Raw genomic sequence first — 17,225 nt, 5'->3', positions numbered from 1 at the left:
TATGAAAAAGTTATCACGTTTCTCTGTTGGGAAAAGCTTAATGAAATTAGCGTTTGGATTGGTCATCATATCTGCATCTATATCCTGTGCCCAAGAGGAAACCCAATCTAGTCTTATCCAAGATGGAAAATATGTCCATACAATACCAGGTAACCCGTATTTACCTCTTTGGGAACATGTGCCCGATGGAGAACCACGGGTTTTTGAAGACCCAGATAACCCTGGTAAATACCGTGCTTATATCATTGGTTCACATGATGTGAGGTTTGATAGTTATTGTGGCCCGGATATTCGAATGTGGTCAGCACCCGTAGAAGATTTGACTCAGTGGAGAGATGAGGGGGCTATTTTTACTTATGAGATAGATGGCCAATGGGATGTGATGTATGCCCCAGATTTGGTCGAAGTCAAACGCAAGGATGGTACTAAAGAATACTATTTGTACCCACACAGTAGAGGCCCAGGCAGAGAGGCAATGGTTGCCAAAGGATCTAGGCCTGATGGACCTTTCACGCCGATCAATATGACTGAAGATGGCCGCAGAACTGTTCCTGGAAGTATTTTAGGATTTGACCCAGCGGTTTACATCGATTATATCACGGATCCAAATGATCCTGATTACGAAATTGGATTCAGGGCCTACGGATTTTGGGGCTTTCAGAGGTCTTTAGCAGCAGAGCTGGATCAAAATACAATGTATTCTCTGAGACCTGGCACCGAAGTAATCCCTTACTTTTTACCAGCAAGTAGTCGATATGGAGCATTGAGAGATCCTGCTGGGACAACTTACCCAGCTATTTACGAAGGGGAAGATTTGGGTGCTTTTAATTTCTTTGAAGCTTCTTCTATCAGAAAAGTAGGGAACAAATACATCACTGTATTTAGTGGCTACTCTGGTCCTGAATATGGAGTAAGCAGCACCAACTCAACGTTGAGGTATGCCGTAGGAGACTCCCCTCTGGGACCATGGAAAAGTGGAGGGGTTTTGGTCGATTCGAGAGGTCCTGTTTTAAATGGAGATGGATCTGCAATTATTCTGACCAATGGAGGGCACAATACCCATGGAAGTATAGAAGAGATCAACGGCCAATGGTATGTGTTTTATCATAAGCCACCAAGAGGCTTTGGGTTTGCTCGTCAGCCTGTAGTGGCTCCGATCACAATTGAAGTGGATGAAACACCTGTAGCAGAAGGTGGTGGTGCTAGAATCCGTGCCTTTGACCCGTATGCGCCAAATCAACAGTGGACAGCCAAAGATAGTGAAGGTAGAGAATACACAGGAGCTGAAGTGACCTCAGAAGGATTTCATGTCTTCGGCTTAGATCCTTATCGTTATTATTCCGCAGGCTATGCAGCTTACTTGTCAGATATCAGCATTCAACAAGATTCATGGGATATCTGGGATAACCACATGTCCATAGCTCCAGTGAAAAACGGGCACATCGTCGGCTACAAATACTTTGGTTTTGGTGGTTTGGCAGAAGATAAATGGGGCTTGAAAGCATTCGAAGGTACCAAAGAGGGAAATCAAACAGCTTTCAACTTATTCCTCACTCCTAAGACAGATAAAGCCTTCAAAGTCAATGTGTGGCTAGATGGTCCTTATGCAAATGATACGTGGAAAGGAACTAAAATTGGTGTAATCGAGATCCCTGCCAAGGCCAAGCAGGAACCCACTCAATTTACTATCGATGTGGCGCAATATGTGGATCAATTGGATAGAAAACATGCTATTTTTTTAGTTGCTGAGGCAGATTCTGATGAAGGATTATTCGAATTACTTGGATTGGGTTTTAGTGCGAAAGGTAAAAAACTGAATAGACCTGTTTCTCCTCAGATTAGCATTGCGGTCAATGGACAAGCGGTGGAAGTCCCAACTACTCCTGTAAGATCTACGAATGAAAATGGTATTGTTGGCTATGACCTTTACGAAGTAAAAGCTAGTCTTAAAGAAGTTGCAACAAGTCCAAAAGTAACAGCGAAATCAGATCATCCTGGTGTGAAAATTTCGATTGAGCAAGCCAAAGATAAGGATGGGGTAGCAATAGTTTCTTGTGATTATCGGGGGGTAATCAAAAGGTATCAAGTGAAATTCAACTAAGTTTCTAAATGGTTAATCTTTCAGCCTAAAAGATGAAAGATTAACTAAACTCAAACTTTCCCAAAGTTTAAAACTCTGGGAAAGTTTCTTCCAACTCTCAAACCTAAACCACATGAAAATAGTCTTCAAATTTATGTTAACAATAGCGTTCAGTCTTTATTTTCATACAGGCTTTTCGCAGAACCCTATTATCCATGACTTTTTTACAGCTGATCCAGCGCCGATTGTGTACAAGGATACCGTGTATCTGTACACTAGCCATGATACAGCCTCTGTCACCTCGACCAATTATGAAATGAAGGACTGGTTGGTCTTTTCATCCACAGATATGGTCAAGTGGGAATATAGAGGAGCTCCTGTGTCACCCAAAACCTTTTCTTGGGCTACAGGAGATGCTTATGCCGCCCACTGCACAGAGCGAGATGGTAAATTTTACTTTTACGTCTCCACATTTCACAAACAAGATGAAAATAGTCAAGGAGGGGCAGCAATTGGTGTGGCCGTAGCTGATAGTCCAACAGGGCCATTTGTAGATGCAATTGGAAAAGCATTGGTGGTCAATGAAATGACCAAGGATAATGAACATGGATGGGATGATATTGACCCAGCTGTATTTATCGATGATGATGGTCAAGCTTATATCTATTGGGGTAATGGAAGTCTTAAATGGGCAAAGCTGAAAGATAACATGATAGAAATGGATGGGCCAATCAATTATTTGAATCCTGAAAATTTTATAGAAGGTCCTTGGGTATATAAGCGCAATGATTTGTATTACTTATTGTATGCCAGCAAAGGAGAAAAAGCGGAACAAATAGATTATGCGATTTCTTCAAGTCCGGAAGGGCCTTGGGAACATAAAGGAACGATCATGGAAAGTGTGCCTAATAGTTTCACTGTTCATCCTGGGGTGATTTCCTACAAGGGTAAGGATTATTTCTTCTACCATAATGGTGCATTACCGACTGGAGGAAGCTATAGGAGGTCAATTTGTATTGACTACATGTACTATAATGAGGATGGAACGATTCAAAAAGTCATTCAAACAAAGGAGGGAGTCCATGCAGTTCGATAGTCTTTTTGTAAATAGATTCTTTAGGAAAATTCCACTTGGGATCAATAGGCAACTTGGAGCTTTTCTAGTACTTCTGTGTCTCCTTGGACCATCCCTTGCCTATGCTCAAGAAAAAGCCAAGGTAGATAGCCCTAATGGTCAAGTTAGTGTCCTGGTATTTCTGGAGGAGGGTAAAATATTCTATTCGGTAACCTTTGAGCAGAAATCTATGTTGGAAAAATCTCCTTTGGGATTGGTAACGAATGCAGGGTCGTTTACTCAAGAATTATCATTTGTTAAATCCAATACAGGAGAGGAAAAGAAATCTTATACCCAAGACAGAATCAAGCAATCCTTTATTCAGTACCACGCAAATACCCTAACATACACTGTAAAAAACAGTGCAGATCAAGAGATTTCGGTTCATTTTCAAGTTAGTGACAATGATATAGCCTTTCGATATGAGCTGCCCATGTGGGGAGAAACCAAGGGGATAGTGGTGGAAAGAGAACTTACTGGCTATAAGTTTCCATCAGCTTCCACAGCATTTTTGTCCAACATGATGCGCCCAATGACAGGGTTTGCACGAACTGCTCCAAGCTATGAAAGTGGATATGTAGCTGATGAACCCATAGCAAACACCAATGCCCCTTTGGGGTATGTTTTTCCCAGCTTGTTCAAAATCGGGAATGATGGCTGGGTTCTTTTGTCTGAGACAGGGGTGGGCAGCAATTATACAGCTTCACATTTGAGTGCTATTCAGGAAGGAGTTTATACAGTGGCTTATCCTCAAGCAGCGCAAAACAATGGTTTTGGTAGTTCGGGAGCGCAATTGGGGCTTCCAAGCTATACACCTTGGAGAACAATTACTTTAGGGAATTCTCTGAAGCCAATTGTTGAAACTACCATTCCTTATGATGTAGTAGATCCTTTGTATAAGCCATCTACTAACTATAAGTTTGGAAAAGGTACTTGGAGTTGGATTGTGTGGCAGGACAATAGTATGAATTACGAAGATCAGGTAGCCTACATTGATCTGGCCGCTGCCATGGGTTTTGAATACATTTTGATCGATGCATGGTGGGATGAAAGAATCGGATATGATCGAATGGAGGAGTTGATTCGCTATGCAAATAGTAAAGACGTAGATGTGTTTCTTTGGTACAATTCTAATGGTACGGTAAACGATGCTTTTCAAACCCCTTTGCATAAAATGAATACTTCATTCGCTAGAAAAAAGGAAATGAAGTGGCTAAAAGCAGCGGGTGTTAAAGGATTAAAAGTAGACTTTTTTGGTGGGGATAAGCAAGAAACCATGCGCTTGTATGAAGACATACTCGTAGAAGCGAATGAGCATGAATTGATGATCATATTCCATGGCGCAACCTTGCCGAGAGGTTGGGAGCGTATGTACCCTAACTTTGTTGGGAGCGAAGCAGTCATAGCTTCCGAAATGTTGATTTTTGTTCAGGATACTCGGGAAAAAGAGGCCTTTTATGCCACGCTTCATCCATTTATTCGAAATTCCGTCGCAAGCATGGAGTATGGGGGAGTGTTGCTCAACAAGTTTCTTAACAAAGGCAATCGTCAAGGACAAGAGCGCTTAACCACTGATGTATTCCAGTTAGCGACAGGAGTGCTCTTTCAAAACCCGGTACAAATGTTTGGATTGACTCCAAACAATTTGGAAGAAGTTGAGCCATTTGTCTTGGATTTTTTGAAAAAGTTACCGACTACATGGGATGAAACCCGCTATATCGCAGGATATCCAGGTAAGTACAGTGTAATAGGCAGACGATTGGGAGAGCATTGGTACATTGCTGGTGTCAACGCTGAGAAAACGCCGCAAACAGTGAAGTTACAGCTGCCGATGTTTCAAGGGAAAAAGGTTTTGCTTTACAACGATGATAAAGCCAAGCAGCCAACCTTGCAAACAGTGGAGGTTGGGAAAAATGGAGAGTTTACAGTCACTATTCAATCGAATGGAGGCTTTGTTTTGACTAATCATGAATGATAAGTGAATGAAAATGATAATGGTTAGAAAATATATCACGGCTTTGATTTACAGCTTTTTGCTGGGTACTAGTGTTTGGGCACAAAATCCGATTATCCAAGCGTCATACACTGCAGATCCTGCTCCTTTAGTGTACAATGATAAGGTATATCTATACACCTCCCATGATGAGCCAGAGTCTACCTGGTTTACGATGAATGATTGGAGACTATATACTACGGAAGATATGGTCAACTGGACAGACCATGGATCGGTACTTTCTTACAAGGACTTCCAATGGGGGAAAATCAATGCTTGGGCTCCACACGCCATAGAGCGAAATGGTAAGTTTTTTCTGTATGTACCCGTCACTGATTTGAATAATAGGAACGGGATTGGTGTAGCGGTATCGGATAGTCCTTATGGGCCCTTTATTGATCCACTAGGTAAGCCATTGATCAGTAATAGCAGTGCAGATATTGATCCTGCTGTTTTTATTGATGATGACGGGCAGGCATTCATTTATTGGGGTAATCCGGTCTGCTACTATGTCAAGCTCAATGAGGATATGATCTCTATTGATGGTGAAATCGGGCAATTCCCCAATACGGTGGAATCTTTCGGAAAAAGAAAAGCAGAGGATCCTAGAAGACCAACTACCTATGAAGAAGGTCCTTGGATGTATAAACGTAATGATTTGTATTACCTGCTGTTTGCGGGAGGAGAACTACCTGAGCACATCGGCTATTCAACCGGTCCAAGTCCTCTAGGTCCTTGGACATATCAAGGTGTATTGATGCCTGCTGAAGGCAGAAGCTTTACCAATCATCCTGGGATTATAGATTTCAAAGGGAAGACTTTTCTGTTTTACCATAATGGAGCACTTCCCGGCGGTAGTGGATTTACTCGGTCCGTGGCAGTGGAGGAAGTGGAATTTAATCCGGATGGGACGATTAAGCCCATGAAAATGACAGCAGGCATTACTAAAAGTCTGGGCTCAATCAATCCTTATGTGAAAAATGAAGCAGAAACGATTGCTTGGTCCGAAGGTGTCAAAGCAAAAAGTAATGCTGTGGTTGGGAATTTTGTGACAGCAACTACAAACGAATCTTATATCAAAGTAGTAGGTGTTGATTTTCGTGATCAAGGGCCTAGCAAGTTCTACGCTAGGGTAGGGACGACACATAATGGTGGTGTCAGTATGGAAGTTAGAGTAGGAAGCAAAGAGGGTCAATTGTTGACGGAGGTTTCTGTTCCGTTGACCGGAGGGGACGATCGATGGGCGGTCGTGAGTGGGGATGTTGCAAATGTTAGCGGAGTACATGATCTGTATTTTGTATTCAAAGGCAAAGCATCAAGTAATATCCTGTATTTCGATTATTGGAGATTTACAAAATAAAAGATAGAAGTTGTCTAAGCTGCTAAATCTCAAAAGAGTAAAAAATTAAAAAGAGTACCATTAAACTTTGACCACAAATGAAAAATTACACGTGTCACTTTTCAATGTTGGTGGCTATTATGCTGCTGATCATTAGTTGTTCTTCGCCTGAAGATATTACTCCAGATCCAGTCAATGATGATAGGGAATATATACCTTTGAAAGAGTTATTTAAAGATCATTTCCCGATTGGAGCAGCAGTTACACCCAACCATATGGATTCACGCACGCCGCATGGGCGAACTTTGATCGAGCATTTCAATAGTTTGGTTGCCGAAAACGTAATGAAGCCTGACGCTTTGCAGCGTGTCAAAGGAACCTATACTTGGACCAATGCAGATAGAATTGTCCAGTTTGCAAAGGAGAATGATATGAAGGTAAGAGGTCATACCTTGACTTGGCATTCTCAGACACCTGATTGGTTTTTTTACGATGAAAATGGAGACCTACATACGCCTGAGGTTGCCATGAAGCAATTGGAAGAGCATATTACTACTGTGGTGTCTCGTTACAAAGGGGATGTGTATGCTTGGGATGTGGTGAATGAGGCCATGTTTGATTGGGATCCAAATGGTCAGATCATCTACAGGGAAGATTCTCCCTGGTATAAGATCATGGGACCCGCTTACATAGATTCAGCATTTGTCTATGCGAGAAGAGCCGATCCAGATGCGAAGTTGTTTTATAATGATTACAACTCCATTTTCAGTTGGAAGCGAAATAAGATTTATGATCTAGTCAAGAGGTTAAAAGATAATAATATCCCAATCGATGGGGTAGGGCTACAGGGTCATTGGAATGTGGGTGTTTCAGAGCAAGATATTCGTACAACTTTAGATTTGTTTAGAGACTTGGGAGTAGAAATTCAAATCACAGAGTTGGATTTGTCGGTGTATTTATCTAGTGATGAACCAGGATCTGAAGTTTATACAGACGCCTTCAATTTAAGGCAAAAAATCGCCTACCCTATGATCATGAAAATACTCCTAGATTACAGTGATATCATCACTGGGGTAACCTTTTGGGGTATTGGAGATGATGTCACTTGGTTGGATAGACCTGGAAGAAGGCATTTTCCGTTTTTGTTGGACGAACAGCTGAAGCCAAAACCTGCATACTTGGAAGTTCAGAAATTGATTAGAAGGTAGCATTGATATGGTATAGTGTATTTTCAAATTGCATGTTTTTGTTTTTTTAGGTATCAACCGAATAACAACTAAGATGAAAAATGAAGAATTGAATAAAGAACAGTCATTTCAAGAGCCTTCAAGGCGAGGGTTTTTGAAAAAAGGAGCCCTGGCTTTAGGAGCGATACACATCATTCCTAGTCATGTACTTTTTTCCAAACCAGAAATCAGAAACAAAGCTGGCGAAATTGTTCAAATGGCATCCAAGGTTCCAAGTGATAGAGTAAATCTTGCCTGTATTGGTATAGGAAATAGGGGAGAGCAAGTGATCAATGATTTTGATAAAACAGGATTATCCAATGTAGTCGCACTTTGTGATGTAGATATGGGTGCTCCGCATACGACTAGAATCATGGAAAAGCACGCAAATGCTAAAAGATTCAAGGATTTCAGAGCGCTTTTTGATCAAAACGAAGTTCAGTTTGATGCAGCGGTCATTTGTACACCTGATTTTTCGCATTTCCCGATTACCATGCATGCTTTGAAATCCGGAAAGCCAGTCTATGTAGAAAAGCCTCTTGCGAGGACATTTCAGGAAAATGAATTATTGATGCAAGCAGCTCAGAAATATGGAGTGGTTACACAAATGGGAAATCAAGGGCATTCAGAAGCCAATTCCTTCCAATTTAAAGCATGGAAGGACGCGGGTATTATAAAGGATGTAACCTCCATTGCCTGCCATATGAACAGCAGGAGAAGGTGGCACGGATGGGATACTAGCATGAGTACTTATCCTCAAGCTGAGCCAATTCCTGAAACATTGGATTGGGACTTATGGCTCACGACAGCTGAGCATCATGATTTCAATAAGGATTTTGCCAATGGTCAGTGGAGGTGTTGGTATGAATTTGGGATGGGTGCTTTGGGAGACTGGGGCGCGCATATCATGGATAGTTTTCATAGATATCTGGATTTGGGTCTTCCTGAGGAAATCAATGCAGTTAAACTAGACGGTCATAACCCCTTATTTTTCCCACAGGCAACTACACTAGATTTTAAATTCCCCAAAAGAAATGAAATGCCAGCAGTTACTGTGACTTGGTATGATGGTTTGGAGAATTTACCAACTTTACCCGAAGGATACGGAGTTTCTGAATTGAGTGCTGATATACCTGCGGCTGGGACTGGTCAGATTGAGCAGCGAACCTTGAATCCTGGAAAAATCATTTACAGCAAAGAACTTACGTTCAAAGGAGGGTCTCACGGTAGTACGCTTTCTATCATTCCAGAAGAAGCAGCCAATGACATGAAAAGCAGTCTTCCAGAGGTGCCCAAAAGTTCTTCCAATCATTTCGCCAATTTCTTGCTAGCGGTAAAAGGAGAAGAAGAGACAAGATCACCATTTGAGGTGACTGGACCACTGAGTCAGGTGTTCTCTTTGGGCGTGCTTGCGCAACAGATGAATACAAACCTCAAATTTGACAGAAAGAAAAAAGTAATCACAAATAATAAAGTAGCTAACGAACTACTCAACGGAACCCCTCCAAGAAAAGGTTGGGAAGAATATTATAAATTGTGATAGATAGAGACAAACCTTTGAGGTTTCAAAAACCTCGAAGGTTTACGTATAGTGATAAAAACCAAGATGCTCGAATCGATAGCCATAAATCTAAAATCTCCCCGATCCCTTGGGGCTAAAATCAAAAATAAGCCTCCCTTTGTGTCTTCGTGACTTAGTGGCAAAAAACTAATACAATCAACAATAAATAAATCCAAACAACCCATGAAAGCACTTAAAATTACGGCTATATTGCTCAGCTTGGCGATTTCAAATTTGCCAAGTGGGCAATCAGATCACTTGATTGCACCAGAGGGCTTTGATAGGCCTGTATCTGGCAATCCACAAGGCGAAGTCAAAGAGTTTATGTATCCCTCCCAAACAGTCGGAGTCGATAGAAAAGCGAATATTTACCTGCCGCCGAATTATAATCCAAATCAAGCGTATCCTGTGCTTTATTTGCTGCATGGCATAGGTGGAGACGAGCGTGAGTGGCTAGATCAAGGCACTCCACATGTCATTATGGATAATCTCTATGCTTCCAATAAAGCTAAGCCTATGATTATTGTGTTGCCGAATGGTCGTGCTATGAAAAATGATCGTGCAGAAGGTGATATTTTCGGAGCTGAACCGGTAAAAGCATTCACTACTTTTGAAGATGATTTGTTGAAGGACTTGATTCCTTTTATTGAAAAGAACTATAAAGTGAAGCCTGGGGTGGAAAATAGAGCTGTTGCTGGTCTTTCGATGGGCGGTGGACAATCCATGAATTTTGGATTAGGCAATCCAGAGCATTTTGCATGGATCGGTGCTTTTTCTCCAGCTCCGAATACCAAGAAGGGAGATGCTTTACTCTCTAAGCCTGACGTGACTAAGTCTAATTTGAAGTTATTGTTTTTGAGTTGTGGAGATAAGGATAATTTAATAAATGTGACCACAGGGGCGCATGAGTTCTTAACAGAAAAAGGTATTCCCCATTCCTACCGAATCCTTCCCAATCACTACCATGACTTTAAGTATTGGAAAAATGAGCTGTATTTCTTTGCACAATTAGTGTTTAAGTAATTGATCCACAAATACGAGGTTTATCTTGAAGCTGGTGTTCAAGAATATTGGATAATCCATCCATCAGAAAAAACCCTTTTTATCTATACATTGTCCGAGGGAAACTACGTCCCGTCAAAGCTTTACACTATGGGGCATATAGTTCCTTCTAGCGTTATCAAAGGATTCGAATTAGATTTAGAATGGGTCTTCAAAGATCTGGATTAAAAAATCTATGATCTCTCCGATCCCTCGGGGCTAAAATCTAAAATTACTCCAAATGCACCAAGGCCAATGACTCCCAACCATTCAGGTCCTTGTTGTGATCCACTTTTTCCATGGCTTGAGCTATTTTATTTTTGAAAGCCCAGCAGGTTTCTCTTCGGAGTTCCAAGATTTCTGAAAGTTCGCTCAGCGTTAAGTCTACATCTTTTCGATTTGATAAGTAGAGAATATAAAATGCTTTTTCAATTGGGAATTTGAGTTTGTGAAATAAAGTGTCCACCGTAGGTGATTCCAAATAATTGCAATTTCTACACCTTCTGCTAAAGACAGGGCCTTCACTGTATTTGTTATAGCCACATTTTTTGCAATGGTAATTATCTTTCCATTTCAATTCCGAAAGGAACTGATAGCAAGTCTCTTTATCTGGGAATACCTTTTTGAAGTTTTCAAAATCTAGCCCTTTCATCAAGGCAAGGTCTTTCGTGGTCACTTCCACACTCATTCTGAGCTCTTTGTTGTTTTCCTCTAGTAACTTATTCATCTGAGTGACCTGAGCATTTAGCTCCTGAAGCTTGAGGTTGGTAGTCTGGAGTTCCACATTTTTCTGGGCAAGATCAGCTGCCATTTTTTCTATTTTCTCTGTCCTTGCTTTGACTTTTTTCTTCAGCTTGCTATTGAGTTCCTGTGTTAGTTGGTTGTTCTTTTCTAAAACCAAAGTCTTTTCACGATTAGCTTTGATAAAGTCATCTTGCAAAAATTTAAATTGATTAAATATTGAGAATGAAAAAAGAATCATTTCTAAGAAGATGATGAAGTACACAAAATACCAATTGAGAACTGAATTGTTGAAAAGATTGATGCTCTTCGAATAGGAATAAACGATCACTAAGAACAGACAAGCATAAGCAAATACATAAGACCAAGAGTAAATCTTTGACTTGATAAGCATATATAAGCCCATTGAAAATGGGATTAGCAATATCAAAATTGTAAAGACGAGATATGTAATATAATACAATTCGTAGATGTAGATTTGGCTTGCAAAAAGTAGAAGCTTGACTAATACTGCCCAAAATGTCATTTTAAAAACTCGATCACTTTTAGTGTATTTTTGAATATACCTATTTGAAAATAAGAGTGTTGCCACGATGATTAGAAGCTCTATCACATTCGCGTTGTTGAAGCGATTGACCCAAGGAGCATTGGGCCACAAGTATTGAAAACCTATTCCATCTCTTCCTAGTGAAAACAGAATACACGCGAAAATCAATCCAATAAAATACAGGTAAAGAGAATCTCTTAGTTTGATAAAGAGGTATAAATTGAATATAAATATCAAAACCAATACGCCATAATAAATCCCAAGCATGAAGTATTCATTCCATGAATGTGCTAAGAATTTTTCATTTGTTCTGATATGAAAGCTAAATTCTTGATTATAGCTTCTATTTATTTTCAGGTAATATGTTTTAGTCTCCCCAGGTCTGAGATCCAAGAAATAGTTGAAGTTCTTGTGCTTAAGTTTTCTTTTGTAGAATGGCAGTGAAAAACCTGATTCGTTTTCTGAATAGGAGCCATCAGGATTTGGATAGTAGAAGGAGATTTTCTTGATATCAAATCCCCAGGATTCAAAGTATAATGAATGACCCTCAGATTGATGCTCGTTGGTCACAGTCATTCTAACCCATATATCAGAATCAAGATAATCATATAGAATATGAGCATCTGTAACTGGTTTGAAATTAATTTGGAATGATTCAGAAGCGATTGTATTGATTGGGAATTGTGAAGCAGTGTCAAGGTAAAAGTCCAGCATTTGGCTTATTTTGACATGGGATACGCCATCTTTGATCACTATTTTGGTTCTAGTGTCAGATAGTTCATTTGCAAGTGTTTGTATATACAAACTCGATGCAAAGACAAAGTAGAATATAAAGATGAAACGTCGCACTTTGGTGATATTGATTTAATATTTTAAAATGCCAACTGAACTCTCAATTTGCACAGTTTACATTTATTTTTCTTCAGATCAAATTTGATACATTGGTTTATTTGGCTGCAATTTCGTGAAGGACTTGGATGATATCTTGTTTTTCCTGATAATTTCTATCAAAAATCAGAGGATAAGCAGTTCGTCCTCTCATTGGCCAATTGTTGAGCCAGCTGCCTCCATCATGGATCCCCCAGTAGGTTATCCTGGTAATTTTGTCTTCATGTTTTTTGAATAATTCGAATAGTTCAGCATATCTCTTGACGAGCTTTTCTTGGATTTCTGCAGGAAGTCCATCTGTGTAGAGATTATATTGCTCTTCAAATTCAAAGGTAGCATCGATGTCTGCACCATGTCTATTGACGGGATTAGGAAGAACGTCAATATCTACTTCAGTGAACATTACTTTGAAACCTTCTTCTGCGATCCTTAAGATCGAAGCTTCAATCTCTTCTAAAGAAGGAGATTCAAGTCCATAATGTCCCTGCAAACCAATTCCGTCTATGCGAATGCCTGCTTCTCGGATTTCCTTGGCAAGTGCGATAGCTGTTTCTCTTTTTGCAGGTTTCCACATGTTGTAATCATTGTAGTATAGTTCTGCATCTGGATCAATTTCTTCCGCTTTGGCAAATGCTCTTTTTATAAACTCTGTTCCTGTAGCTTCATACCATTTTGAGGTTCTGTATTCACCATTGTCAAAAATAGCCTCGTTGACTACGTCATAAGCAAAAACGCGCCCTTTATACCTTGACATGATTGCTGTGATGTGATCTTCCATTCTTTGGATTAGTGCTGGACCATCTAATCGCTCTCCTTGCTCATTTTCATATACCCAGTTTGGTGTTTGATTATGCCATACCAGTGTATGACCAACGACTCTCGCTCCTATGGATTCAGCCAAATCTACCAATTTATCCATTGGTTCAAAGTTGTAAGTATTGGGTCTAGGGTGAATGGATCCCCATTTCATCAAGTTTTCTGGAGTGATGCTATTGAAATGTTTTGCCAAAATGGAGTGAGCAATTTGGTCTTTGCCATTACCGTTGACTTGACGTTGATCTATGGCAGCTCCAATATCAAAGATTCCTTCATAGCTATTTTTTAGTCCTTGGGCTTTGACACCATAAGAGAACAAAGTTAGGAGGATTATTAAACTGCTTAATTTTAGGTTTTTCATAGGTTTATAGGTTTGTTTCTGGGTAGTGTTTAGAATCCGATGGAATTTCCTCCATCTACTGCTAATGATGCACCAGTGACATACTTAGAAGCGTCACTTGCGAAATAATAGGCAGCCTCAGCGACATCCATAGTCTCTCCAAGAAATCCCATGGGCGTACGTCCTAGGACTTTGTTTTTCCTTTCCGGGTCATTATTAAGTGCTTTTGATGACATTTCTGTCACAATGAATCCAGGCGCTACACAATTAACCCGGATACCTTGAGGGGAGAGTTCTACGGCCATTGCTTTGGTCATACCTTCTATGGCAGATTTGGCAGCTGTGTATGCGATGACTTTAGGGATGCCGTATTTGGCAGCCATCGATGATATCATGACTATAGCGCCTGATTGCTGGGTGATCATGACCTTACTCACTTCTCTACTGATGGCAAATACAGCCAAGACATTGGTATTGATGACTTGGAGAAAGTCTTCATCGCTCACATCTATCAATTCCTTTTTCATATTGATTCCTGCATTATTTACAAGAATGTCTATGCGACCAAATTTTTGCTGAATGGAAGTGACGAGGTCAGGGATGCCATTTAAAATGCTCAGATCATATACTATTGGATGAATGAGTTCTCCTAATGCTGCTTTAGCATCTGCTAGCTTTTGCGGATCTCTTCCTATGATGATGGTTTTGATTCCCTCTTTGACGAATTTCTCAGAAGTAGCCAGCCCCAATCCTGAGCCTCCTCCAGTGACTATTGCTACTTTTTGTATATTTTGACTCATTTTAATATTGTCTGAAGCGGTTTCTTTTGCTTAAATTCCAAATGGGTGCAAAGCTTTCAGCTTTTATGATTGAATTGCATTTGAAATTAGATTCCGGGTACATTTTTGGGTTTGATGCGCTGGTAGTATTCCAAGTCATGAAGCGGTTTCTCCACTTCTTCTGGAATAGGCATTTGAGAGAACTGCCCGAAGTAGGTCAAACAAGCGTCTTTCCACCAAATTGCTTCTTGATTTTGTATTTGAAGGAATGATAGTACGTGGGTGTACCTTTCATGATCAATTTTCCTTTCCATACTTTTCCAAATAGCAATGTTTTCGCGGCTTTCGTCTACGCCTTTTTGGTAATGAAGTGCCAAATTATCCCACAAGCTTTTGCCATTTTTCAAAGGCGCTGACCAAGATACATGATGAAACCATAGTAAGTATTCTTCTGGAACTGTTTCAAGGCTTTCCCAGGCCTCTTGCAATGGTGTGGCATATTGTTCTAGCGCATTAGATCCTGTTTTCGTCCTGTCAAATCCAACCCCATCTTCTGATGCTTGGTGATAATAGGTGGCTGTCCAGTCCGCTCTTCTACCTCCCGTGACCCAAGGTCCTGGCCCGTAGTGGTGGCTCTCCGCCATGATATGATGCAATCCTAGCGGAGTCATGTAGTTTACTACCATTTCCCTAGAATTCAGCATCATTTTTTTGATAGGGTTTACAAAGTCAGAATTTGAAGTGAAAGTCAATTTTAACCATTCTTCTGCGATTTCTTCCGAAGAGCTATATGGATTCCATGCCAGTCTGCCATAAGCAAACCAATTGGCTTGATGAAAATGATGGCCTGTCCAGTTTCTGTCGGTTCCAATGTTAGCTACGCCTGCCATGGCAGTAAAGTCATGACCATGAAGGCTTCCGTCTATCACTTTAGCTACTTCACTTCCATTGCCTTGCGTGTAGGTGTCTGCTTTCAGTACTTCTTCAAACAGTGGTGCTAAAAATGCCAAATGGGTGTCGTGACCCAAATACTCCTGTGTGATCTGAAATTCCATCATCAAAGGAGTCTGAGGCATTGCACCAAATAAAGGATGGAAAGGCTCTCTTGGCTGGAAATCTATGGCACCATTCTTTACCTGCACGATGACATTCTCTTTAAACTTCCCGTCCAAGGGTTTGAATTCGTTGTAAGCTTGCTTGTGTCTGTCATCTGGCGTATGCTCGTTGTAAACAAAGGCACGCCACATGACTATGCCACCGTGTGGTTTGACAGCGTCTGCTAACATATTTGCACCGTCCGCTTGCGTTCTTTTGTAATTGTGTGGGCCAGGTTGACCTTCAGAATCTGCTTTGACTACAAAGCCGCCAAAATCTGGAATGTATTGGTAGATCTCGTTCGCTTTTTCATTCCACCAAGATTGTACCTCTGAGTCTAAAGGATCAGCAGTAGGTAGTTTGCCGATTTCGATAGGGGAAGAAAATCTAGCTGTCAAGTACACTTTGATGCCGTAGGGTCTAAAAACATCTGCAAGAGCCTTTACTTTTTCTAAGTACTCAGGTGTAAGGACAAGAGCATTGGCATTCACATTAGTAAGTACCGTTCCGTTGATTCCTATAGAGGCATTAGCCCTTGCATAGTCATGGTACTGCTGATCGATATGACGAGGAAGCCTGTGCCAATTCCATATACTGAAACCTGAATACCCTCTCTCCACTGTTCTATCTAGATTATCCCAATGATTCAATACCCTGTGTTTGACTTTTGGAGATTCAAATAAGCCTTCGTTTGAAACGCTATTTCCTGTTTGGATTAGTTGCAAAACTTTGAAAGTACCATACAATAATCCCAAATCTGTCTTGGAGGTAACGATCAGCTGACGACTCCCAATATGATTGAATATGGCATAGCCTTCGTCAGTCAACTGCTCAATCTGACTAGTAGGAATATGATTCAAGTTGAGATCACCAACTTTACCTATGAGTAAGTTATTACCTTTTTGATGCTTTTTTTTATTCGGCTCAAGCATTGCCTTAGCATTCTCAAGCTCCTTTTTGATTAGATCAATGGTAGGAGAGTTGCCTAAGATTTTCTGATCTGTAAGAGCTGATACTTGCCAAGAAGCTGCTTGCTCAATGGGGTAATATTGAAGCCATAATTTGTAACCATCATTAGCGACGACTTGAAGGTTTACCAAAATGACCAAAAAAAGAGAATAAATGAATTTCATTTAGTTTTGGGTTTTATGTTTTTGTGATCTTAAAGATAAATTTTACAAATGAAATCGATTCCAAATTCCATGCGGAATTTAAATATAGCTTTAATAACTCTTATTGATCAATTAAAGGTTATTAAATCGTTAAAATTCATGCAATAATTTTATTCGATTTCCGAAAGTATAAAATAAATATGAAATCGGTTGCATAAAATAATAAAAACTGTGAGTTTTAAGTATTCGAAATATTTTGAACAAACCAAAAGACAGATATTTTAAATTCTGCTGATATGATTTCTAAGCTGTATGAAAACGAAAAACAACCCATTTAACCTTATTAAATTAATTAGCCTACAATTTGCTATCAGTAAAGTCTCTACATAGAGAAAAAGTAAGATTTCTAGATCTGATCTACCAATTACTTAAGGAAATGAGTTGTATTCAAGCTTTTATTAAGCTGATTGATATGTAGGATTAAAATGAAAAATCTCGATGTTTCAAAAGTTTGAAATATCGAGATTTTATCTCCACTAAAAATTTTTGTCGC

At 40.0% G+C, this 17,225-nt stretch carries 12 protein-coding genes; 8 read left to right on the top strand and 4 right to left on the bottom strand.

Annotated elements, in window-relative coordinates:
- The first annotated feature begins 1 nt into the window (after window position 1).
- The 8 genes from BW935_RS09635 to BW935_RS18380 all read left to right on the top strand — a co-directional run bounded on the left by BW935_RS09635 (window position 2) and on the right by BW935_RS18380 (window position 10,543).
- Window positions 2-2,101 carry a glycoside hydrolase family protein gene (locus BW935_RS09635; RefSeq protein ID WP_076500979.1) on the top strand — a complete coding sequence of 700 codons (2,100 nt, stop codon included), beginning with the start codon at window positions 2-4 and terminating at the stop codon, window positions 2,099-2,101.
- A 112-nt stretch (window positions 2,102-2,213) separates the two neighbouring features.
- Entirely contained in the window at window positions 2,214-3,176 is a 963-nt protein-coding gene (locus tag BW935_RS09630) for a glycoside hydrolase family 43 protein (protein ID WP_076500978.1), read from the top strand.
- The gene (locus BW935_RS09625; protein WP_084565910.1) at window positions 3,163-5,169 is read left to right on the top strand and encodes a glycoside hydrolase family 97 protein; all 2,007 of its coding nucleotides are present in this window, start codon (window positions 3,163-3,165) and stop codon (window positions 5,167-5,169) included. The genes BW935_RS09630 and BW935_RS09625 overlap by 14 nt, the downstream gene beginning before the upstream one ends.
- A gap of 7 nt (window positions 5,170-5,176) precedes the next feature.
- Window positions 5,177-6,547, top strand: coding sequence for a glycoside hydrolase family 43 protein (locus tag BW935_RS09620; protein ID WP_084565908.1), 1,371 nt, complete (start codon window positions 5,177-5,179; stop codon window positions 6,545-6,547).
- A 77-nt stretch (window positions 6,548-6,624) separates the two neighbouring features.
- Window positions 6,625-7,734, top strand: coding sequence for an endo-1,4-beta-xylanase (locus BW935_RS09615; RefSeq protein ID WP_084565906.1), 1,110 nt, complete (start codon window positions 6,625-6,627; stop codon window positions 7,732-7,734).
- Between the two features lie 73 nt (window positions 7,735-7,807).
- Window positions 7,808-9,292: a Gfo/Idh/MocA family oxidoreductase gene (locus BW935_RS09610; RefSeq protein WP_076500976.1), complete on the top strand. Its 1,485-nt coding sequence runs from the start codon at window positions 7,808-7,810 to the stop codon at window positions 9,290-9,292.
- A gap of 204 nt (window positions 9,293-9,496) precedes the next feature.
- The gene (locus BW935_RS09600; RefSeq protein ID WP_076500969.1) at window positions 9,497-10,336 is read left to right on the top strand and encodes an alpha/beta hydrolase; all 840 of its coding nucleotides are present in this window, start codon (window positions 9,497-9,499) and stop codon (window positions 10,334-10,336) included.
- A complete protein-coding gene (locus BW935_RS18380; protein ID WP_076500966.1) occupies window positions 10,337-10,543 on the top strand; it encodes a Uma2 family endonuclease in 207 nt (68 codons plus the stop codon).
- A gap of 43 nt (window positions 10,544-10,586) precedes the next feature.
- On the opposite strand, the gene BW935_RS09590 is transcribed toward BW935_RS18380, so the two are convergent.
- From BW935_RS09590 to BW935_RS09575, 4 genes are all read right to left on the bottom strand, one after another.
- The gene (locus BW935_RS09590) at window positions 10,587-12,491 is read right to left on the bottom strand and encodes a 7TM diverse intracellular signaling domain-containing protein (RefSeq protein WP_245802675.1); all 1,905 of its coding nucleotides are present in this window, start codon (window positions 12,489-12,491) and stop codon (window positions 10,587-10,589) included.
- 97 nt (window positions 12,492-12,588) lie between these two features.
- Window positions 12,589-13,707 (bottom strand): endo-1,4-beta-xylanase, encoded by a 1,119-nt coding sequence (locus BW935_RS09585; protein ID WP_076500964.1) that lies wholly within the window; start codon window positions 13,705-13,707, stop codon window positions 12,589-12,591.
- A gap of 29 nt (window positions 13,708-13,736) precedes the next feature.
- The gene (locus BW935_RS09580) at window positions 13,737-14,486 is read right to left on the bottom strand and encodes an SDR family NAD(P)-dependent oxidoreductase (RefSeq protein ID WP_076500962.1); all 750 of its coding nucleotides are present in this window, start codon (window positions 14,484-14,486) and stop codon (window positions 13,737-13,739) included.
- An 86-nt stretch (window positions 14,487-14,572) separates the two neighbouring features.
- On the bottom strand, window positions 14,573-16,693 hold the full coding sequence (locus BW935_RS09575) for an alpha-glucuronidase family glycosyl hydrolase (RefSeq protein ID WP_076500960.1): 2,121 nt from the start codon (window positions 16,691-16,693) through the stop codon (window positions 14,573-14,575).
- Window positions 16,694-17,225 lie beyond the last annotated feature (532 nt).

The sequence above is a fragment of the Belliella pelovolcani genome (assembly GCF_900156785.1).
Taxonomy (GTDB): domain Bacteria; phylum Bacteroidota; class Bacteroidia; order Cytophagales; family Cyclobacteriaceae; genus Belliella; species Belliella pelovolcani.
The sequence above is the reverse complement of the archived record's forward strand: the minus strand, read 5'-3'. Positions and strand labels throughout refer to the sequence as shown.